General features: G+C 37.9%; 20 protein-coding genes and 4 pseudogenes. 18 read left to right on the top strand and 6 right to left on the bottom strand.

Features of this window, described 5'->3' with window-relative positions:
* Window positions 1-13: 13 nt before the first annotated feature.
* From FS608_RS23955 to FS608_RS23900, 12 genes and pseudogenes are all read left to right on the top strand, one after another.
* Window positions 14-1,072: an ABC transporter ATP-binding protein gene (locus tag FS608_RS23955; RefSeq protein ID WP_144555067.1), complete on the top strand. Its 1,059-nt coding sequence runs from the start codon at window positions 14-16 to the stop codon at window positions 1,070-1,072.
* A gap of 14 nt (window positions 1,073-1,086) precedes the next feature.
* A complete protein-coding gene (locus tag FS608_RS23950; RefSeq protein ID WP_144555066.1) occupies window positions 1,087-2,007 on the top strand; it encodes an ABC transporter permease in 921 nt (306 codons plus the stop codon).
* Window positions 2,004-2,807, top strand: a complete 804-nt coding sequence (locus FS608_RS23945; RefSeq protein ID WP_144555065.1) for an ABC transporter permease — start codon at window positions 2,004-2,006, stop codon at window positions 2,805-2,807. Before FS608_RS23950 ends, FS608_RS23945 begins: the two co-directional genes overlap by 4 nt.
* 37 nt (window positions 2,808-2,844) lie before the next feature.
* Window positions 2,845-3,144 (top strand): (2Fe-2S)-binding protein, encoded by a 300-nt coding sequence (locus FS608_RS23940; RefSeq protein ID WP_260871801.1) that lies wholly within the window; start codon window positions 2,845-2,847, stop codon window positions 3,142-3,144.
* Window positions 3,134-4,222: an NAD(P)/FAD-dependent oxidoreductase gene (locus tag FS608_RS23935; protein WP_144555064.1), complete on the top strand. Its 1,089-nt coding sequence runs from the start codon at window positions 3,134-3,136 to the stop codon at window positions 4,220-4,222. Before FS608_RS23940 ends, FS608_RS23935 begins: the two co-directional genes overlap by 11 nt.
* A gap of 24 nt (window positions 4,223-4,246) precedes the next feature.
* Window positions 4,247-4,585 carry a (2Fe-2S)-binding protein gene (locus FS608_RS23930; protein WP_260871800.1) on the top strand — a complete coding sequence of 113 codons (339 nt, stop codon included), beginning with the start codon at window positions 4,247-4,249 and terminating at the stop codon, window positions 4,583-4,585.
* On the top strand, window positions 4,586-5,671 hold the full coding sequence (locus FS608_RS23925) for an NAD(P)/FAD-dependent oxidoreductase (RefSeq protein WP_144555063.1): 1,086 nt from the start codon (window positions 4,586-4,588) through the stop codon (window positions 5,669-5,671).
* A gap of 59 nt (window positions 5,672-5,730) precedes the next feature.
* Window positions 5,731-6,066, top strand: coding sequence for a DUF1904 family protein (locus FS608_RS23920; RefSeq protein WP_144555062.1), 336 nt, complete (start codon window positions 5,731-5,733; stop codon window positions 6,064-6,066).
* 144 nt (window positions 6,067-6,210) lie between these two features.
* Window positions 6,211-8,392, top strand: a pseudogene (locus FS608_RS23915) (malate synthase G).
* Between the two features lie 128 nt (window positions 8,393-8,520).
* Window positions 8,521-9,297: a fumarylacetoacetate hydrolase family protein gene (locus FS608_RS23910; RefSeq protein ID WP_144555061.1), complete on the top strand. Its 777-nt coding sequence runs from the start codon at window positions 8,521-8,523 to the stop codon at window positions 9,295-9,297.
* A 712-nt stretch (window positions 9,298-10,009) separates the two neighbouring features.
* A pseudogene (locus FS608_RS23905) lies at window positions 10,010-10,279 on the top strand (M20/M25/M40 family metallo-hydrolase); the annotation flags it as partial.
* A gap of 108 nt (window positions 10,280-10,387) precedes the next feature.
* Entirely contained in the window at window positions 10,388-11,701 is a 1,314-nt protein-coding gene (locus FS608_RS23900; RefSeq protein ID WP_144555059.1) for a M20 family metallo-hydrolase, read from the top strand.
* 296 nt (window positions 11,702-11,997) lie between these two features.
* Here the strand turns inward: FS608_RS23900 and FS608_RS23895 are convergent, their stop codons facing one another.
* From FS608_RS23895 to FS608_RS23865, 5 genes and pseudogenes are all read right to left on the bottom strand, one after another.
* Complete coding sequence (locus FS608_RS23895) at window positions 11,998-12,237, bottom strand: GtrA family protein (protein WP_313958737.1); 240 nt, start codon at window positions 12,235-12,237, stop codon at window positions 11,998-12,000.
* Window positions 12,238-12,383: 146 nt separating this feature from the next.
* Window positions 12,384-13,277, bottom strand: a pseudogene (locus tag FS608_RS31465) (phosphatidylglycerol lysyltransferase domain-containing protein).
* Window positions 13,277-13,492: a hypothetical protein gene (locus tag FS608_RS23875; RefSeq protein WP_144555055.1), complete on the bottom strand. Its 216-nt coding sequence runs from the start codon at window positions 13,490-13,492 to the stop codon at window positions 13,277-13,279. Before FS608_RS23875 ends, FS608_RS31465 begins: the two are co-directional and overlap by 1 nt.
* Before the next feature lie 675 nt (window positions 13,493-14,167).
* Window positions 14,168-15,844: an Ig-like domain-containing protein gene (locus FS608_RS30540; protein ID WP_186328879.1), complete on the bottom strand. Its 1,677-nt coding sequence runs from the start codon at window positions 15,842-15,844 to the stop codon at window positions 14,168-14,170.
* Between the two features lie 162 nt (window positions 15,845-16,006).
* Window positions 16,007-16,576 (bottom strand): dihydrofolate reductase family protein, encoded by a 570-nt coding sequence (locus tag FS608_RS23865; RefSeq protein ID WP_144555054.1) that lies wholly within the window; start codon window positions 16,574-16,576, stop codon window positions 16,007-16,009.
* Window positions 16,577-16,846: 270 nt separating this feature from the next.
* On the opposite strand from FS608_RS23865, the gene FS608_RS30535 reads away from it, so the two are divergent.
* From FS608_RS30535 to FS608_RS23850, 5 genes and pseudogenes are all read left to right on the top strand, one after another.
* Window positions 16,847-16,990 carry a hypothetical protein gene (locus FS608_RS30535; RefSeq protein WP_186328878.1) on the top strand — a complete coding sequence of 48 codons (144 nt, stop codon included), beginning with the start codon at window positions 16,847-16,849 and terminating at the stop codon, window positions 16,988-16,990.
* A 298-nt stretch (window positions 16,991-17,288) separates the two neighbouring features.
* A complete protein-coding gene (locus FS608_RS23860) occupies window positions 17,289-17,882 on the top strand; it encodes a thermonuclease family protein (RefSeq protein WP_144555053.1) in 594 nt (197 codons plus the stop codon).
* Between the two features lie 134 nt (window positions 17,883-18,016).
* Window positions 18,017-18,429: pseudogene (locus tag FS608_RS31840) on the top strand (DUF3231 family protein); the annotation flags it as partial.
* On the top strand, window positions 18,403-19,035 hold the full coding sequence (locus tag FS608_RS23855) for a DUF3231 family protein (protein WP_395947822.1): 633 nt from the start codon (window positions 18,403-18,405) through the stop codon (window positions 19,033-19,035). The pseudogene FS608_RS31840 and the gene FS608_RS23855, both read left to right, overlap by 27 nt.
* Window positions 19,036-19,388: 353 nt before the next feature.
* Window positions 19,389-19,739 carry a rhodanese-like domain-containing protein gene (locus tag FS608_RS23850; RefSeq protein WP_144555052.1) on the top strand — a complete coding sequence of 117 codons (351 nt, stop codon included), beginning with the start codon at window positions 19,389-19,391 and terminating at the stop codon, window positions 19,737-19,739.
* Between the two features lie 64 nt (window positions 19,740-19,803).
* Here the strand turns inward: FS608_RS23850 and FS608_RS23845 are convergent, their stop codons facing one another.
* The gene (locus FS608_RS23845; RefSeq protein ID WP_144555051.1) at window positions 19,804-20,406 is read right to left on the bottom strand and encodes a hypothetical protein; all 603 of its coding nucleotides are present in this window, start codon (window positions 20,404-20,406) and stop codon (window positions 19,804-19,806) included.
* Window positions 20,407-20,601: 195 nt separating this feature from the next.
* On the opposite strand from FS608_RS23845, the gene FS608_RS23840 reads away from it, so the two are divergent.
* The gene (locus FS608_RS23840; RefSeq protein WP_144555050.1) at window positions 20,602-21,180 is read left to right on the top strand and encodes a hypothetical protein; all 579 of its coding nucleotides are present in this window, start codon (window positions 20,602-20,604) and stop codon (window positions 21,178-21,180) included.
* Window positions 21,181-21,276: the final 96 nt, after the last annotated feature.

The raw sequence follows: 21,276 nt of genomic DNA, 5'->3' as shown, positions 1-21,276 counted from the left end.
AAGAGGTGATAAGATGAGCTATTTATGCCTTGAAAACGTTGTCAAAACCTTTGATAAAACAGAGGTTGTGAAAAAGATGAACCTTGAAATCAAGCAGGGGGAGCTTGTTTCTTTCCTTGGACCATCCGGCTGCGGAAAAACAACAACCTTAAATATGATTGCTGGGTTTCTAGATGTAGACGGAGGGAAAATCGTGGTGGATGGGAAGCCCGTTCACCTGCTTCCCCCTAATAAAAGAGATATGGGCATGGTTTTTCAAAACTATGCTCTCTTTCCCCACATGACTGTATTTGATAATGTTGCCTATGGTTTAAAGCTTCGCAAGGTCAGTAAAAGTGAGATTAAAAGTCGTGTGACTGAAGCGCTAGAGATGGTCCGGCTGGAAGGCTATGAAAAACGCTTTCCAAAAGAACTATCTGGCGGTCAGCAGCAGCGTGTTTCACTAGCAAGAGCACTCGTGATCAAGCCGAAAGTTTTGCTTTTAGATGAACCACTAAGCAATCTGGATGCCAAACTTCGTCAAGAAATGCGTGAAGAAATCGTGGAAATTCAAAAAAGGGTTGGGATTACGACCATTTTTGTCACTCATGATCAGGAAGAGGCACTTGCCATTTCAGACAGAATCGCGGTTATGTATGAAGGCAGAATTGAACAGCTCGATACTCCTGTGGCTATTTACAACCACCCACAGACTGATTTCGTTTCTAGGTTTATTGGCGAAGTCAACCAGATTCAAGGACAGGTGCTAGAAACATTAGGTGATAATCAATGCGTAGTGTCTTTTGATGGCTATGAACAGGTTATAAGGGATTTTAGTGCCAAGGATTATGTGATTGACTTTTATATCAGGCCAGAAAAAATCCAAATTTTGCTGGATGATTTTGAAGGTCTTAAGGTTAAGGTTGAAAGGAAAATGTTCTTGGGTGCGAAAACCCGGTACATTTTATTAAACAAGGAGAAACATGTAATTGCCGATATTCCCAATACGATGTTAAATCCTGATGATATTAAAGAAGGGCAGCATGTAAGTATTAAATGGAATTCAGAAGATTTATTAGCGCTCAAAAAGTGAGGTGACTTGATCTAATGCAGGCTGAAACAGCGTATCAGGAAAAGGAACTGCTAATCAAGGAGAAAAAAAAGAATTTAACGAAAAAAAAGCTTGATTATTTGCTTTTATTACTTCCGACCCTTGGTATCTTTATTTTCTTCTTTTTGCTTCCTTTGTTCTTCCTTTTTATCACAAGCTTTAAGACTTTTGACGCAGCAAGCGGAATTGGCCATGACTGGACGCTCCAGAATTATCTTAAATTTATTTCAGATAAATTTTATCTTGGGGTGGTATGGCGTACGGTAAAAATAGCGTTGATTACTACTCTGGCTGCGATTGTTATTTCGTTTCCAGTAGCCTTTCAAATTTCAAAAGCAAAGGGTAAGATCAAGAATTATTTAACCCTTTTAGTTCTGTCCCCACTGTTAATCAGCATGGTGATCCGTTGTTATGGCTGGGTCATTTTGTTATCGAATAATGGGGTGGTTAATAATACGTTAATGAATCTTGGGTTGATTGATAAACCGTTAACCCTGCTTTATACGGAGTTTAGCGTGGTCATAGGAATGGTGCACGTTCTGTTTCCTTATATGGTTTTAAGTATTATGGGTTCGCTGGAACGAATTGATCCTTCTGTGATCCGTGCTTCACAAAATCTTGGTGCCAGCTCCATTCGAACCTTCTTCTCCATCACTTTGCCATTAACGCTGCCCGGTATATTTGCAGGTTCCGTTATGGTGTTCAGTTTAGGAGTGAGTTCCTTTGTAACGCCTGCGATTTTAGGTGGTCCGCAGGTAAAAGTGATGTCATTCCTTACATATGAACAGGTTGCAGTGATGCTGAATTGGCCTTATGGTTCGGCCATTGGGTTCCTATTAATCTTTATAGCCACTATTACCATCATTATTTATAGCAAATTGCTTACCAGTTCCAAAAAAGGGGTGGCCATTCAATGAGAAAGGCATTACCAAAATTCGGTTTAAATCTCTTCTGTCTGCTGGTCTACATCTTTTTGGCTGCCCCGATTGTTGTTATTTTATTGTCTTCCCTGACAACCACTGAGTTTATTGTGTTTCCACCCAAAGGGATCACCTTAAGGTGGTATGTCGAATTAATTAATCATCCTGAATTTATGCAGTCCTTCATGCTAAGTATCACTGTTGCTTTTGGTACCGCAATCCTTTCAACGATTATCGGAACGATGGCTTCTATAGCGGTTGTCAGATATCAATTTAAAGGGAAAACAGCCATCATGCAATTAGTTGGTTCACCTCTGTTGATCCCTTCCGTTGTATTCGGGGTAGCGCTTTTGCAGTTTTTTTCTTGGATTGGTTTGGCGGCGAGTCCGGCAGCTTTAATTATTGGTCATATTATCTTAACCATTCCTTTTGTTATGCGTCTGGTTGTAGCTAGTTTAGTAGGGTTTGATCGTACGATTGAGCAAGCTGCAATGAATCTAGGGGCGGGAAGCCTCAAAGTATTCTTTCAAATTACACTTCCAATCATTAAATCTGGGGTCATTGCAGGAGCAATTTTTGCCTTCATTACCTCTTTCGACGATTTAACAGTTGCATTATTTATTGTTAGTACGGATGTGGTGACACTGCCTGTGCGGATTTATACCTATATGCAATATCAGTATGATCCTATCATCACTTCTGTTTCTAGTATCATGATTCTTCTAACCGTGGTATTAATGATCGTCATCGAAAGAGTATTAGGCGTAGGAAAAGTATTTGAGTCGAAAAATTCATAAGAAGGTGTTTTTATTGCACATCAAACATCATCCCCTTTTGGGGAATCAGCTTCAAAAACAAGTAACAATCTTTGTTAATGATGAACCGCTAACTGCCTATGAACACCAATCCGTGGCAGCAGCCTTGTTGGCGAATGATATAAAAAAATTGGGCCAGAGCAGGAATTTAATTCAGCCAAGGGGTTTGTTCTGCTCACGAGGCAGATGCTGCAGCTGTTATATGACAGTTAACGGGGAGGATCATGTACGAACGTGCATGGTTAAGGTCGAAGAAGGCATGAAGATTTATCCGAATGATGGAGATCCAGATGTAAGGAGTGAAGTACGTGGAGACTGATGTTCTTATTATTGGTGCTGGTCCCGCAGGCCTTACTGCCGCTTTGGAAACAGCCTCAAGAGGTTTAGATGTAACCATTGTAGATGAGTCTTTGTCTATAGGCGGACAATTGATTCAACAGACCCAGGTCCTTCATTCGCTGCCTTCTTCCTATCAGCCTATGCGGGGGTTTGAGCTGGCTGGACTTTTAACGAGATATGTAGAAGATTCCCACATTCGTTGTTTGCTAGGTCATCGCGTAATTGGTTTTTACAAGGATGGTAGTGTTGGTCTAACAGATGAAGTCAATGTATTTCCACTTAAAGCGAAAAAAATTATCGTGGCTACCGGTGCCGCTGAAAATGCGATCGCTTTTCCGAAATGGACGCTCCCGGGAATCATGACCATAGGTGCAGCCCAAACATTAATAAATCGAGATTTTGTCCTGCCTGGTAAACAGGCGATTATCGTTGGATCCAGTGATTTTGCGATGGAAGTGGCCCTCCAGCTTTCTGAGATCGGTGTACAGATAAAGGGGATTGTTGAAAATAATCCCACCGTAACGGCACAGGATGCAGAAAAGGTGGAAAAGGTTGAGAAAAAGGGTATTCCGATTTTTGTGAATTCATCCATCAAAGAAGCTAGGGGAGTTGGAAAAGTCGAAGAAATTGATATCGATCAGAGAGAACAGATTCTAACCCTAAGTGTTGATGTCGTCTGTATTGATGGCGGCCGGTCGCCAATTCTAGATGTATTTTACCAGCTTGGCTGTTCCTTCGGTTATCAAAAAGAACTAGGAGGCTGGGTCCCACAATACAACAAATATTTACAAACTGACCGGGAAGATGTTTTTTTAGCAGGGAACGCTGCCGGAATCAGTTCTCAGGGTGCTTTACTAGTAACTGGTATGATCGCAGGGGTTAGTATTTGTGCATCTTTGGGTGCCATCAGTAAGCACGAGGCCGATAGCGAGACCCTGGCCCTATGGAGAGAACTCGAGATTCTGGAGACGAAGCTTTATCAGGAGATATGGAAAGCAAGAAATCAGCATGTTGAAAACTTTGAACATCCAGTCCTTAAGGACCAATTTATCTCTTAGTTTAAAAAATTAAGAGACAAGAAGGTGAATCAATTGGATAAAACCACGATTATTTGTCGATGTGAAGAAATTAGTTACGAAGAAATCGAGGCGGTTATTTCGAATGGCGCCAAAAGATTTGATGATATTAAAAGAATGACACGCTGCGGAATGGGACCATGCCAGTCAAAAATATGCACTAGCTTGGTGTCAGTTATTATTCATGAGAAAACAGGAATACCTTTTCATGAGATTCCTTTACCACGTATGAGGATGCCGATCAGTCCAATTAAGCTTGAAACACTTGCAACCAATAGTACCTCATTTTCCTCAGTGAAATCTGTTTTAGATGAGGTGGAGCTAGAGGATGGGAAGGTGAGATAAATGGAAACAAGTTATGAAACAATCATTATCGGGGGAGGGGTCGTCGGCAGCAGTATCGCTTATCACCTTTCGGAACGAAATAGAGATGGAATTCTGGTGCTGGATCAAAAATTCCCACTGTCGGGAACTTCAGGATCCACACAAGCGTGGGTATGGGTTCATAATAAAACACCATCATGGTATGCGGAATTTAATATGTACAGTGCCGAACTTTATCCTTATTTATCAAAAAAAATAGGGGATGTGGAATATAAACGGACTGGCGGGCTTTCTCCATTTTTTAATGAAGCGGATCGTGAAAAGGCGTTACGGCTTGCGGAGTCCTACAAAAAAATTGGCATCAAAATTAAGGTTTTATCCCGTGAGGAGGCCTTAGAAAAAGAACCATCGCTCAATCCGGAGGTTGTCGGCGCAACGTATAGCTCCATTGATGGAAATGTCAATCCTTTTCGGTTAGTGGATATGTATATGAGGGCGGCCAAGAAAAATGGGGTTCAATACTCTACTTATAATAAAGTAACGGAGATTCAAAAGCTTCCTGGAAAATTCATTGTTGTCTCGCAAAAGGGCACGTATGCTTGTAAGAATCTTGTTCTTGCTGGCGGCACCTGGTCAAGAGAATTAGGAAAATTAATTGACATCAGCGTTCCGGTCAACCAGTTAAGAGGTCAAATTCTTGTTACCGAACCCCTAAAACCGTTTTTAAATTATACGATCAGCGGGTTAAGACAGGCCTATAATGGGGAGGTATTAATCGGATATTCCATGGAAGAAGAAGGCTTTAATAGAGCAACTACATTGGATGTCATTCAAGAAACGGCGAATATGGCTGTCCATTATGTTCCGCAATTGAGAAAAGCCAAGGTTGTTCGCGCTTTTTCAGGAATTCGAGCCATGCCGGAAGATGGTTTTCCTATTCTGGGGAATATCCCGGGTATTGAAAACCTTTATGTGGCCGCTACCCATAGCGGTGTAACTCTATCGCCGCTAATAGGAACGCTTATGACTGAATTAATTCTCGATGGGGAAACATCGATACCAATTGATCGCTATTCCATTAGTAGATTTGATATGGCCATTAGATAAATTCGTGTCAATTTGACATTTTTTTAAAAATTTATCATCTGGTTAAAGGAGGGATTTGTATGCCACATTTATTCATTAGAGGAGTTTCGATTGATCAGGTTAAAACGATTAGTACCTCTTTAGTACAGGATTTGGCAGATTTATGTGCATGTGGGACCGACAATTTCACCTTAGAAATTGTCAATTCAACCTATATATTTAATGGCCATGAAGTTCCTTGCCATCCATTAATTGAAGTAAAATGGTTTGATCGCGGACAGGAAATTCAAGACCAATTTGCCAAAATTATAACCAAAGGTATTCAAGCACTCGAAATTCCAGAGGTAGAAGTCGCATTCAGCACATTTCAGGAGTCCGCTTATTATCTGAACGGTAAGAGTTTTGCCTCATCGTGACATAAAAGATTGTTATTTATTAAAATAACTTTTAAAAAAATGGCGTTCCTAAACGAATTTCAGTTTGGGCACGCCATTTTTATAAAATCAATTGATACTCTAGGTTCTACATAAATTTTTAAGTAACCAAAGGAGGTATGTACGATGACACAATATGTACAAAAAGGAAAAATTCAAGTGGCTCAGGAACTCTATGAATTTATTAATTCAGAAGCCCTTCCAGGAAGTGGGGTGGATGAGAATCAATTTTGGTTCGGTTTTGAAAAGTTAATCGGCGATTTATCCCCTAAAAACAAGGAATTGCTGGCGGTTCGTGATAATATTCAAAACAAACTTAATACATGGTATCGCGAAAACAGTAATGACTTTGACTTCCAATCCTATCATTCCTTTTTTAACCAAAATTGGTTATCTTGAACCGGAAGTAGAAGATTTTGAGATTACAACTGAAAATGTTGATAGCGAAATCACCGCCCAAGCCGGCCCGCAGTTAGTTGTCCCAGTCAATAATGCCCGCTACGCCATTAATGCAGCTAATGCTCGATGGGGAAGCCTGTATGATGCCCTATACGGAACAGATGCCATCAGTGAAGAAGAGGGTGCGAGTCGTGAGGGCAGTTACAATCCTGTCCGAGGTACAAAGGTGATAGATTTTGCCAGGAATTTTCTTGACAAGTCCGCTCCATTGAAGGATGCCACTCATAAGGACGCCGTTTCCTACACAGTAGCAGATGGGACACTAAAGGTGACATTAAGGAATGGTTCGACGACAAGGTTAATAGATGAGGCAAAGTTTGTCGGCTACCAGGGATCTAAGGAAGCCCCATCTGCCATTTTGTTGAAAAATAATGGACTTCATTTTGACATACAAATCGATCAGAATCATTCGATTGGGAGAACGGATGAGGCTGGTGTGAAGGATATTGTCCTTGAATCCGCAATTACTACCATTATGGACTGCGAAGATTCCGTAGCTGCGGTAGATGCTGAAGATAAAGTGCTGGTCTATCGAAATTGGTTGGGACTTATGAAAGGAAATCTTTCCGCCATTTTTAAAAAGGGCCATAAGACGATAACAAGGACGCTTAATCCGGACCGCCATTACTTATCTGCTGCTGGAGAGAAAATTACGTTGAAAGGCCGTTCCTTGCTATTTGTCCGCAATGTTGGACATTTGATGACCAATAGTGCCATTTTAGATCAAAACGGTAAGGAAGTTTATGAAGGAATTTTGGATGCGGTGATTACAAGTCTTATTGCCAAACATCCGCTTTTAGGAAATGGGCCATACCAAAACTCTGAAAAGGGCTCTGTCTATATCGTTAAACCTAAAATGCATGGTTCAGAAGAGGTTGCTTTTGCCAATCAGCTTTTTGACCGCGTGGAAAAACTGCTTGGACTCGGGAGCAATACGTTAAAAATCGGTGTGATGGATGAAGAACGCAGAACCAGTTTGAACTTAAAGGCATGCATTAAGCAGGTGAAAGATCGGATTGTTTTTATTAACACCGGGTTCCTTGACAGAACCGGTGATGAAATTCACTCTTCCATGGAAGCGGGTCCGATGATTCGCAAAAATGATATGAAATCATCTAAATGGCTGCAGGGCTATGAACAATCAAACGTGATTGCTGGACTTTCAAGTGGTTTAAAAGGCCGTGCACAGATTGGCAAAGGCATGTGGGCCATGCCTGATTTAATGGCGGAAATGCTGAAGCAAAAAATCGGTCATGTAAAAACCGGAGCAAATACAGCTTGGGTGCCATCTCCAACTGCTGCGACATTGCACGCATTGCATTACCATGAAGTAGATGTCAGAGAGGTGCAGAACCAAATGCTCCATCTGACTGCAGACTTTCGAGAGGATATCCTACAATTCCCAGTAGTTAAAAAACCTTCCTGGACTCCTGAGGAGATTCAGGAAGAACTTAACAACAACTGTCAAACTCTTTTAGGCTATGTTGTCCGCTGGGTTGACCAGGGTGTTGGCTGCTCAAAAGTGTTAGATATCAATAATGTGGGATTAATGGAAGACCGTGCTACATTACGAATTTCCAGCCAGCACTTGGCAAACTGGCTCCACCATGGAATTTGTACAAAAGAGCAAATCCTTGAAACATTGCATCGCATGGCCCAAGTAGTAGATAAACAAAATGCAGGAGACCCTTTGTATCGGAACATGGCTCTGAACTATGAAGAATCCGTTGCCTTCCAGGCCGCCTGTGACTTGATTTTTGAAGGCTATGATCAGCCAAATGGCTACACGGAGCCGATTCTTCACCGAAGACGTGCAGAAGCAAAGGCTAAATTTGCCGTAAAACAATAATTTCCTCATCCTTTTGATAAAAGAGTAGGGAACGCAGTCACATTAGGAGTTGCCGAGGCTGTTGTCAAAACGGGAAAGGCTCGAAAAAAATTTGAAATAAAATACACTGTTTGAAAGGGAGTATCGCAATGAAATTTACTAGATTTACTCAAGGTTCGACCGTTTACTCAGGTGTGATTTCCGAAAACACAATACAAGAAATTAATGGAGATATTTTTGGCGATTGGGAGTATACAGGACAAATATTTTCTATGACCGACGTAACACTGCTGGCACCTATAAAGCCTAATCAAATTATTGGAATTGGAGCAAACTATGTTTCTAAACTGGAAGACCGACCTTCAGAGCTTCCAGAAATTCCGGTATTCTTTTTTAAACCAACATCCTCCGTTATTGGGCCTGAGGAAGATATCATCATTCCAGAAGGGATCGAAAAGGTGAAATTCGAATCAGAGTTAGCCATTGTCATTGGTAAGGAAGCTAAAAATGTTCCTGAATCAGAAGTGTTGGAATACGTGTTCGGATACACGGTTGGAAACGATGTAACAGCTCCTCAATTTTTTCATCAGGACGGGCATTGGACCATTGGAAAGTCCTTTGATACCTTTACACCACTAGGGCCAGTTATTGAGACAGAATTAGATCCATTTACTGTGAAGGTGGAAGCAAGACTGAATGGAGTGGAGAAGCAAAATAGTCCAACGGAGCTAATGATTATTCCAATCCGAAGAATGGTAAACTATCTGACAAAAGTGATGACCCTTAAGCCAGGGGATATCATTTTGACTGGCAGTCCGCTTGGAGCAGAGTTTGTCGGTGCCGGAGATACCATTGAATGTATAATTAAAGAGATTGGGACATTTAGTAATTCATTTGTTTTGGCACAAGAGCAAGTTAAATCTTAATCATACTAAATAAGTGAATATGAATTAACGTAAACCTATTATCCTATTATTAGGAATGGAATTTGACTGAAATGGGAATAATCAAGTTTTAAAATATTAACAATAAATATATTATGTTAACTTTCTATTCGTTCGTAATTTAATTTTATTAAAAAATTAAGTAGTACTGATAAATGGAAGAAAAAAAGAGGACGACACGGTATGATCCAACCTTTTTGGAAGATTTACCGGGGATTTTTTATTATTTATAAGGAAAAACATACCACAACAAGGCTAGAGAGAAAGAAACAGTCGGAATACTGTTATGAAACAAATCTTACCCAAAAAGGAACTTATGTTTTTCCTTTAATGTTGTTGTATTTTTCTACACTTAGTACGATAAGATTCTCCGGGCGTATTATATTTTGCTGAGGTAATTCAAAATTAGTTTGTTGAGGATCAATGCCCTCTTCCAAAAAAACTGCAGGCTCTTAAAAGTATCTTCGATAAGTTTTTTTATTTTCAGACTGTAGCAAAGAACAATCAACTCTTGAAGCAATAATTACGACTGATTCAAAAAAACAATTTATTATCAGATATAGAAATTCATTGTCCAACTCAACGTGTACTGAATATTCCTTTAGAAAATGATATAAAATGTTACAACTATCGTGGCAACACATGGTGGGGAAGTAGAGATACAGTATGAGTTTCTGCAGCCTGCTGTTATAATGATGCCCAGGTGGCAGAAATTGTTCAGTCAGCAGCTGAGACAATCGTTGGGAAAGAAAATACGATACTGGCAGAACCAACCGTGGGTGGTGAGGACTTTTCTTTTTACCAGAAAGAAGTACCTGGCTGCTATGTTTGGCTTGGTTCTGGGAATCAAGAAAAAGGGATTAAATATGGGTGGCATCACCCGAAATTTATGATTGACGAAGATGCCATTAAAATTGGAGTTAAATTAATGGTACAATCCGTTCTTAATTTATTGAAGAGATAAAACTTTAACTTTGGCACAGGTCTCATTTTCACCGCCAATAAGAAATAATTAGGAATCCTGCTTTTTCCAGAAGGAAACAGCAGGATTTCCTTTCTAATCGACATTCAAATGAAGGGAGAATTTAATCCTATGGAAGCAAATTTCATGGAGAGTTTAAATTTTACGATTGATAGAAACCGTCTTTGGGACCGAATAATGGACCTAGGAAAAAAAGGGGAAGAAGACAATGGCGGGGTCACTCGAACATCATTTGATCAAAAGGATATCGAAGCACGAAAATGGTTTCTGAAACTTTTAGAACAAGCGGATTTATCCCCTTATATGGACACAGCTGGGAATATCTTTGGGCAAATAATCGGTAAAAATCCAGAACTACCTGCTATTCTTATTGGGTCTCACCTGGATACCGTTAATTCAGGCGGGCGTTTCGATGGGGCCATGGGTGTTCTAATGGGTGTTGAGGTCCTTTGTACTCTGAAAGAAAAGGGAATTGAACCTGAGAGAACGATAAAGGTTGTATCCTTAACAGATGAGGAAGGGGCTCGTTTTAATTATGCTTTTGTCGGCAGTACCGCTTTGGTTGGGACAGAAGGGTCGGAAAAATTAAAGAAAAATTTAGCTTTAGCAACAGATAAAGATGGAATCTCCTATCTAGAGGCAATGAAGCAAGCCAGTTTAGAAGGGGAATATTTTAATCACATTAATCCAGACCTTTTAGAACAAGCTCAGTTAGGTAAAAATGACGTAAAAGCTTATCTTGAAGTACATATTGAGCAGGGCAAAGTGTTAGAAAATAAAGATTTAGCTGTTGGAGTAGTTACGGGAATCTCTGGTGGAGAATGGGCGGAAGTAACCATCATGGGAGAAGCGGGGCATGCAGGAACGACCTGGATGAAAGAGAGAAAAGATGCTTTAACAGCTGTAGCAGAATGTATATTAGCGATTGAGGACATAGCGGAGGACAGTAGCGGAAGTGTTGCGACAGTAGGAAAATTGGAAGTAAAACCTGGAAGTAGTAATGTCATTCCTGGGAGAGTGGATTTTACACTTGATGTTCGGGATATATCGAATGAACGGCGAGAAAATACGGTTACTAAAATCTATAATTCCATTCGGACAATTGCTGCAAACCGTGGTTTAGGGTGTAAAATCAGGCAGGTTCAATCCCTATCTTCTGTGATGAGTTCACCAATAGTGATGAAAGCAGTAAAAGATTCTCTGCAAGAATTACAGCATCCTGTTTATGAATTACCAAGCGGGGCTGCTCATGATGCGATGGTGTTGGGAGAACTTACAGACATTGGAATGATTTTTGTAAGGAGCAAGAATGGCATAAGTCATCATCCAGATGAGTGGAGTTCTTTTGAAGATGTGGTTCTTGGGTGCGAGGTACTATACAGGACAACGTTAAAACTACTATAAATAATGAATCACTAAATTTTCATAAACTGCGGAGCCAGGTCCAATATTGGATCTGGCTTTTTTCCTATTAAAACAGCCTAACACTAACTGGGGACCTAGAAAATTAATCGATAAACCGACTTAAAAAACATCCGTATATTCCAATGAGTTTCCTTCTAACTAATTGTGAACCTAAGAAAGATAAACGCCCTCAAACTTAAATAGGGTCAGTCCCATGCGAATCACTGCATTAATGGAACGTGGGACGATTACTATTAAAAATCCATCAGAACCGTTCCTCCGGCCGTCAAACAGTCTTATTTAAATGTCCAATAGTTATTTAAAATAAAATTGATGATGGGGATTAATAATGTTGTTATTAGCTCACCGATTGAATAATGAAGTGAAAGTACATTTACAACTAAATACATAATAACGAAATTCAAGGTGAAACCAATGACAGAAACAACGAGAAAACGCAACAATTGATTGTAGGAGAAGTCGCTGCCAAAGGTATATTTTTTGTTTAATAGAAATGAAATAAAACTCATGATGATAAAGGAAATTGTTGATCAAAAAATCGAATCTTTATCAAAAAGTTCAACCAAAATGAAAACAGAATGAAAATAAATGAGCACGCTTATGCAGCCCACAACACTGTACTTAATAAATTTAAGAAATAGTTCTTTACTCACCAGCATCATTACAGACTCTCATTATAGTCTTTTAAACGCCATTTTGTGATAGCATTCTTAAAAGGAATATCTTTTGTTACCATCTTATTTATGGTTCTTCGTTTATAGTTGATAAGAAAAAGCAAGTGTAAAAGGGTTAAAGGCAGTAAGGATTTTTTGTAAGCTAAATATTTGGGTTCCCAATTAGAAGTAAATTTACTTTTAAATTCTTTTAAACCTTTAAAATTGTACATGGAATTTCCGTAAAGATAGGCTAAACGAATAATTTTTTCACTTGTATTTGAATGTTGGCAGCTGCCTACATTTGATAATGGTGTCATGCCTAAACCACAGGTTTGGTAGCCGTTGTTTTTTGCCCATTGAAAGATATGAATAAATAAAACATCCATGGTTCCATAAGGACTATTTGAATACTTTCTCATCAATGGTAACCTTATTTTTATAATCAGATGCTAGAGTTGCAAAAGCAATGGCTTTCCCTTCAGGGTTGTGTAATAGGGCGATAGGGAAACGTGAAACATATGCTTTGCTAAAAGAGACGACCGAAAACCCTTTTTCCTTCTGACTTCCTAACCATGAATCTGAAATATCTTTTATTTCGGAAAGCAGGTGATTAGAATAAGGGGGTTGGACTACGCGGAAAGTATTAGAATTACGCGTAAATTTATTCCATTTGGTTCGTAATTTTGCTCCTTGTTTTCCTTGTAAAGAAAATTGTTGGAGATTCACTAACCCCTCTTCGCCACCTTGAGAAATCGAAAACCCGAATCATGGTAATAGTGCATAAACTGTGGGCTTATTTGATAGAAAACAGGTTTAAAGCCTCTGCTTTTGCTATATTCACAGAATTCTTTTATGGCATCCTTAATTTTTACTTCAGCTCCAATTGGATCACCTAACACTATAATTTATTAGCTATGCGTTTATATACGATTAATACATCTCGCTTTTTCGTCCTAAAAATTTCTTTATCTTTTAAGAAAATCAAATGAGAGACATGATTTCCTCCATTTTCTTGTAAAAAAGAAGACAATTCATCATATTGTAGATCGATGGGACCTGTGAGAGACTTCATTTTCTCCTCTTGTTTATTTAAGGATGTATTCACATCAAGCATGAAAGTTTTTCCTCCTGAAAAAAATCAACAATTAAATAATAACTTAGGAATGGTTAATTGTTAGTGTAGGATTATTGTGAATTTAATAGAATACCGCAGGGACGGTTCTCATGGTTCAAATTGAATAAAGTAGACCAGAAGAACCTTCCCCATGGTCATTCTAGATTGGATTGAAGAGATTGAAGAGATTGAGGAAACAGGAGTTGTAATAGAGGAGATCGGAATGAATTGCGATTAAAGATGAAGGGAACCGAATCTGACAGAGTGGGGGATTTACTAGAGTGTGGGAAGTAATCGAACAGGGTGAAACGTACAGTGTATATAAAGGAACGGTTGAGGACGTTAGGAATGGAATAAAAGTAAGGCAATTACTATGATGCAGGGGAAGGAAAATTTGATACTCTTTTAAATTAATACTGAAGTGAAGATAGAGGAAATGATGTGATTTCGTTTCGTGACATGAAGAAGGTATTCGGGAGTGTTCCAGCAATAGCGGGATATTTTAAGAGGGAGATATGAAAGTGAGAGAGAAGGGAACAAACCCACATCTAGGATGGTCCGACCGGAACCGTCAAACTGAGCTCCAACAAGCTTTGCACTTCTCCACTTTTATATCCAGATTGCCTAAAAAAATACGATGCAATAAGAGATTCACTTCTTATCGCATCGTATGGATTATTTTACGACTTTAATCGTCCGGTATTTTTTATTACCAGCCTTATCAATCACGTAAACTTTTAAATAAGTATTAGCTTTCTGAGTTTTTATAGTTACTGAAAATTTGCCATTTGAATAAACCGACCCTTTGCCAATAAGTGTACTTCCTCTATAGATTTTCACTGAAGCGTATTTTTCGGCGCTTCCAGTTACAGTTTTAGATTTAGAAGTGACCTTATTAACACTTTGAATAGCTGGTGGAGTCTTATCAACGACTTTTAAACTCTTCGATGCACTTACATTTCCTACTTTATCTGTGGCAGTTACACTAATTGTTGTTCCGGCTTTTTGCTTCGAAATCGTAAATTTGTAGTTGCCGCTTGATGCCGCTGTTGTGCTTTTTTGGTACTTACCGTTGATTGATAATTTCACAGTGGTTCCAGCTTCAGCTTTCCCTGTTACAGTAGTCGAAAGATCTGAAACACTATTCATCGATGGTGTAACGGGTCTAGTTTTATCAATTGTAAATTTAATTGTTGTTGTGTTACTCTCTTCATCTTTTACAACTAACGTGTATTTGCCGTCTTTTGTAACTGTAGCACCATTTTTGAAAATAGCTCCATTTAATAAGGCGGTACCTTCATCAAAAGTAATCTTTACATCTTTATTATAATTCGAATTATTTTTAACCCCAGTTACAATTGGAGCAACGAAATCTTTCTTTTTAGCTAGATAAGCAGATGAGATATAACCTGATAATGCTCCATCAGTAGATTTAACTGGGAACCAAACATAGTGCTTTTCATTATAATCTTTGCTACCTAGCTTAGTGTATTCAAAAGCTCCATTGATAATAAACGTCTTATTTAAAGGATGTTCACTATATTTAGAATCTTGGGTAGGCTGCTCTCTTAATTTCGTCTTATTTTCGGTAACTAATACAACGTCACCTTTTTTTAGCAAATAACCTGACTCATGGAGCACATCAGTTAAAACATAGTCAAATTTATTAAACTTAAAAACTGTACTGTTATCTGTTTTGTAATCGAAATCATTATACTCAAATGGATACTGAGCTAAGTCGGTATCATCGTAAAAGCTTCCATTTTTAATTTTTCTAAATACTTGATCTTGATACGTATTCCAATTTCTAGATCCATCGCTACGGAAAATTGGGCTGTTCGGTGGCACTAAGCCATTGTATGCCATGACAGGAAAATACCAGTTTTCAATGATTTCTCTTCCAGCACCCGCTATTCTAGGTATTCTAGGATCACTAGAAGGATTTTGTAATTCATACTTTTCATTTAAAATATTCACCCCTGTCTCAATATTATAAATGATATCGTCCTTGAGTCTTTTAACGGTGTCTATAGTTGGTTCTTTAAATGTAACTTGCATAATACCGATTCCTTTTTTAATGTCAGAAACAACTTCACCGTTTGCATCATACTGCCTCCAAGCAGATTCTTGCTCAGCGACCGCTTTTACAACTTCAGGTGGTATATTCTTACTTAATGCAGCGTTCGTTAATAAACAATTAATTTGTTGATAAGATGGATTTTTACCTGTCTGAATATCACCCATTGACAAACATTTTGTAGCCCAATCCATTTCTTCTGCTGATGCTTTTCCAGCAACTAAACCAACAGAAAGAGTTGTTAATAAACCAAATTTTAATAAGATCGATTTCAATACTCCACTCCCTAATCTATGTAAATATTTGTCTATCTCTCTATTGTATCATAAATAGTTTGAGATCTTTTTATATTCTTAAGCAATTAAAATTGTAAAAAAAAGTGACTCGGAAAATTGAGTCACACACAAAATAATATATCTTTGAGGTGAGGAATATTATTAGTCACCATTCCAATGATAGATTATTTGCACAACGCCAGACGAGAATGTTCTTGTATTAACCATTTTTAAATTTATTCTCTGCTTTATATCAATAAACATCGGTTTTCCTTCTCCCAAAACAACAGGGTGAATAGATAATCTAATTTCATCAATAAGCCCTAAATTTATAAAAGTTGTAATGAGATTTGCTCCACCATATAGCCAGATGTCTTTACCAGACTCTTTCTTTAATTTATTTACTTCTTCAAGAATATTATCATTTATAAATATTGCTTGATTATCAGGCTCTTTTTGTGTTTTGGAAAACACATATTTCTTTTTACTATGAACTAATTTCCAAATATCCTTTTCGATATCAGAGTTTTCACTTTTTGGAAAATATTGTCCCCATAAATCGTAGCTTTTTCTACCATATAGAATAGTATCAATTTGATTCAAAAAATCAGTGAACCCCATATCAGGGTCCATTATGCACCAATCAACCTCTCCATTTTTCCCTTCTATAAAACCGTCTAAAGTAACTGCTAAATCTAAAATTATTCTTCTCTGTTGAATGTTATTTGTCATAGCTCTTCATCCTTTTATCATTCAGTTTTTGATTCTTCTGCCCTGTTGAATAAGGATTATACAACGAATATAAATAATGGCAGGTATACCAATGCCGAATGTTTGTTCTTACCCTGATTTTATCAATATTCAGGTCAGGTATCAAATATCAACATTTACGCTTTAACCTACCCTGTCCTTTTTCACTTTTTATTTCTATATAGAAGAGAACGGATGACCAAATCGATGGAATCACGCATCCAAACTAGAGAATAAAAAGGAGAAGTAGGAATGAACAATTTGTTAATGAAAGAAGATCCTGTCACGATTATTCCGTCATTGGCTGTAAGGATTGGCCTAAATGAGGCGGTAGTTTCCCAACAAACACATTCTTCGCTAAAGATTAGTAAGGATGTGATTATAGGGAAACGGTAGGTGTATTAAACCTATTTGGATTAGCAGAAGCAGCTGCCCCTTTGGTCGGTGAGTACCATCAAGCGGACTGTACATAATCTTGAACGTCAGGGCTATTTAATCTCTGGGACTTGGAATAAAGTGATCTTCGACCATACGAAGTGGTATACGGGAAGAATCACAGAGTGAACCCCAATTGGGTCAAAATGATAACTTGATTCAAAAGGAGTCGGTAATCATTCAGTTGAATGTATTGAACAGACTAGTTTAAACCAGCAAAACCAGAGGATGGAAGGATGAAACTGAGGAGGAGTAGAACATGAGGAAGAAATTAGCGGGAGCGGCCTTCACCGTAGCTGCATCACTTATTGCTGCTCATCCTTCAGAAACAATCACAGTTGAAAATCGTCCAGTCAACCATACTGCCAAGGACGTGTTTATTGGAGGAGAGGTGGACCAGGCACTTGAGCAAATCCCTATTACAATAGTGGAAACCATCGATGGGGATACAATTAAAGCAAGAGTAAAGGGGGAGGTTGAAACCATTCGTTATATATTAGTCGATACCCCTGAATCGAAAAAGCCAGGAATGTGTGTCCAGCCATTTGCAGAGGAAGCTTTCCAAAGAAATAACGAGTTAGTAAGAGACGGAAGTCTATCATTGGAGCTGGAGGAAGGACCGTCAAGAGATTCCTACGGCAGATTACTTGCATATGTTTATGTAGACGGACAGTCCGTTCAAGAAACACTGATTAAGGAAGGATATGCACGGGTAGCGTATATCATGAATCCACCCTATAAATATCTTAACCTATTTAGAACTGATGAAAATCTAGCAAAAAAGAGCAAAATAAGGATTTGGGGTACGAAGGACTATGTGTCGTATAGTGGGTTTATTGGGTGTGAGCGATAAAAAATAGCTCTACTTTATAGACCTTCGAAAACCATAAGCGGTCATAACAATTCTACTATTTTATTTTGAATAGTATTTCTTAATTTACAAATAATAATTCTAACACAACTCATATATTGGAAGGAATTCAAATTATGGATGAAAGAATAATTAAACTTACTTCGTCAGAAATAGCGTCTCTTTGGACATCTTATATGAATAATAGTATGTCAATTCAAATTCTAAACTATTTTCTAAGAACTGTTGAAGATTCAGAAGTAAGGTCAATTATTGAAAAAGGGCGTAGCATTTCAGATGAAATTCTTGCCAAAATAACTGAAATTTATCAACAAGAAATTTCCCTATTCCGAATGGTTTTTCAGATAGTGATGTTAACCTAAATGCCCCTCGGTTATTTACAGATTCATTCATGATTACTTATGTGAACCATATGTCTAAAGCAGGAATGTTGGGTTTTAGTGGTTTTTTATCTATGTGTACAAGAAAGGACATTAGAAAACTCTTTAAGAACGCACTACATATGACTGCTGATTTATATGATGAAAGTTCGGAGGTTCTTCTTGAAAAAGGACTATATATTCGTTCACCTTATATTGATTATCCTCAACAAAAGGATTTTGTGGACAGCAAAAAATATTTAAGTGGTTTAAATCCATTTTCTAACAAACGACCACTAAATGCAGTAGAACTTTCTCACTTAAGTATGAATATACAAAATAATTTAATCGGATCTAAATTATCCATAGCTTTTGCACAAGCTTCACCAAGGAAAGAAGTTATTAAACTTATGCTACAAGGAAAGGACATTTCTGAAAAACACGTTAAAATTTTCTCTACTACATTACTTGATAATAATTCACAATCACCTATATCTTCTGATGTTTCGATAACCAACTCCACTGCAGAAGTATTTTCTGATAAATTAATCATATTCCATCAAGGGTTATTAACGGCTGCAGGAACGGGCAACTATGCAACAGCCGCCGCCGCAAGTCAACGAAGTGATTTAATATTAAATTATGAGAGACTCTCCCTTGAGATTGCACAATATGCTAAAGATATTGCGTATTTGATGATTCAAAATGAATGGCTTGAACAACCGCCTGGAACTTTGGATAAAGTAAAATTAGCACAACAAAAAAAGCAAAATTAAACTTACAAAAGTCAATTTCATCACCATGTATTGTATTTATATTAATAGTTCATTATTCAATAAAAAAGGCAAGCACAATTATGCTTACCTTTTCTTTATTACAATGTGAATATTTGATGTATTTTATTTCTCAAACCTGCCCGGTAGTTCAAATTGACAGTTTGCACCTCAAAACGGAACCCTCAATAAACTAAAATTAGAGCTTTTTTTGTTGATACTGGAAAATAAAACCACTATAGTAAAGTGGGAGAGTGTAATGGTGTGAGGGGTCAGTCCCCCAGTGCTGTGACGCTTTACTAAACTGAGGGTCTGACCCCAATTTTCAAAAATCAATAATTAAAGGAGTATTCAACATGACATTAAAAGTAATTTCACCCAAAGCTCTTTATGAGAAGCTTCAAAATAATGAATCTATCTTCCTCCTCGATGTACGTGCTGAAGAAAAATATAATGATTATCATATTACAGATACAAATATTAAGAATCAGAATATCCCTAAGAATATAATCTTCGATCTTGAGGAGAAGGGGGTAGAAGGGCTGCAATCTTTGCCCAAAAACAGTGATATTCTCATAACATGTACAACCGGAAATTCCGCCAGAAAATGTGCAGAAATTTTATCTAAAAAAGATTACCAAGTTACATTACTTGATGGTGGGATTACCGCTTGGAAACAATACATAGACACAAAACACAAAGACTAGAAGGATAGGGTCAGACCCTCAACGTGCTAACGCTTTAGCGTACTGAGGGTCTGACCCCGTTCCGTCAGTTGTTTAATATTTTAGGCAGCATTTCAGTGAAAATCTCGACATACATAGCTACTAGCATTATTATTGCTGGGATGGAAAGAATCACAAAGCTTACGTAGGCAAGTTTCTGTCTGCCCTTTGATTGGTCGAACCATTTTGTATGGTACTCAATTAGTAATGCAAGAATGATAGATCCGATAAAAAATGAAACTGAAAATAAGGCTATTCCTAATGGTGCTTGTGGTCCAAATAATTCATTGCCAGGATTGGATAGAAACAAAGGAGTTCCATAGATAATTAATAGGAACAAACCAAATAATAACCCTTTAACCACCCAACTTTTTCTTGAACGATGAAAAAGAAATGTGTAAATAATACTGTTTGCTAATGTTACAGCAACACCGAGTATTACAATTAACAGTGTTCCTGACAAATGAAATCCACTCGCTAGGTGAGGAAAGAAATAAGCAATCATTCCCATAACTAATCTTAACAAGAGCCCAAAAATTACCCCTGTAAAAAGAGCTGCAATATAACCAATACCGTACATTCTTGCTGTTCTTGCCCATCGATTGGAACTTGTTTTCTTGACCACCTCACTGTTTACCTGTCCATTCATGGCAATGTCTCCTTACTTGGATAAAATGGCTAACACAATATTTAGTATATTCAGAATATCTTATCCCTAGGATAGGAATTATATTAAGATTCTTAAATCACCAATGGAATTAAAAAATTATTTATAAATGAGGTTGAGCCTAAAGTTTAATGCCAACCGTTTCGTGTGAGCGTCTTTCAAAAGGGAGGATTTACGGTGTCGGAACTCAATGTTCGTTATGGTCAATTATCGGATTTAAATGGACTGATTCAATTGGACCGAAAGCTATATCCTCAAGATTGGCAAGTTAAGCATTCATTTGTAGAACGATTACTTGAACGAAACAAAAGAGTATATAAAATTGTAGAGGACAATGGAGAGTTAAAAGGCTATAGCAGTTTAATTCCTTTAGATAAAAGAACGTATGATCAATTATTGTTGGGCCAAATAGATGAATCAAGAATTTGTCATCATACGTTAGCTTATAAGAAAGGGAAAGAAGTGTATATTTATTTTTCTTCGATTATTGTCGATATCTTTCATGAAGACAGGAAGAAATATAGCAGGGCATTAATACTGGAATTGCTGGATTGGATCAAAGATATTCAGGAAACTGGAGTCGTGATAAAGGAATTCGGTATGATCGCGATTACAGAAGCTGGAAATCGAATCTGTCAACGTTTGGGATTTAAAAAGGCAGGGGAAGTAAAAGAGCATGGTGAAACCTACAATGTATATAAAGGAACGGTTGAGGATGTTAGGACTGGAATAAAAGTAAAACAAATGATGGGATGAAGGGGAGAAAATCTACAGTTCATAGTGCCTGAAACCATTCAGTTTTGATTGCTGCTTAGGCACACTTTCTTTTTTTTGAACTCCATGGGTACTCCA

The organism is Bacillus sp. X1(2014), assembly GCF_007678255.1.
This window is presented reverse-complemented; position numbering and strand designations above follow the sequence as displayed.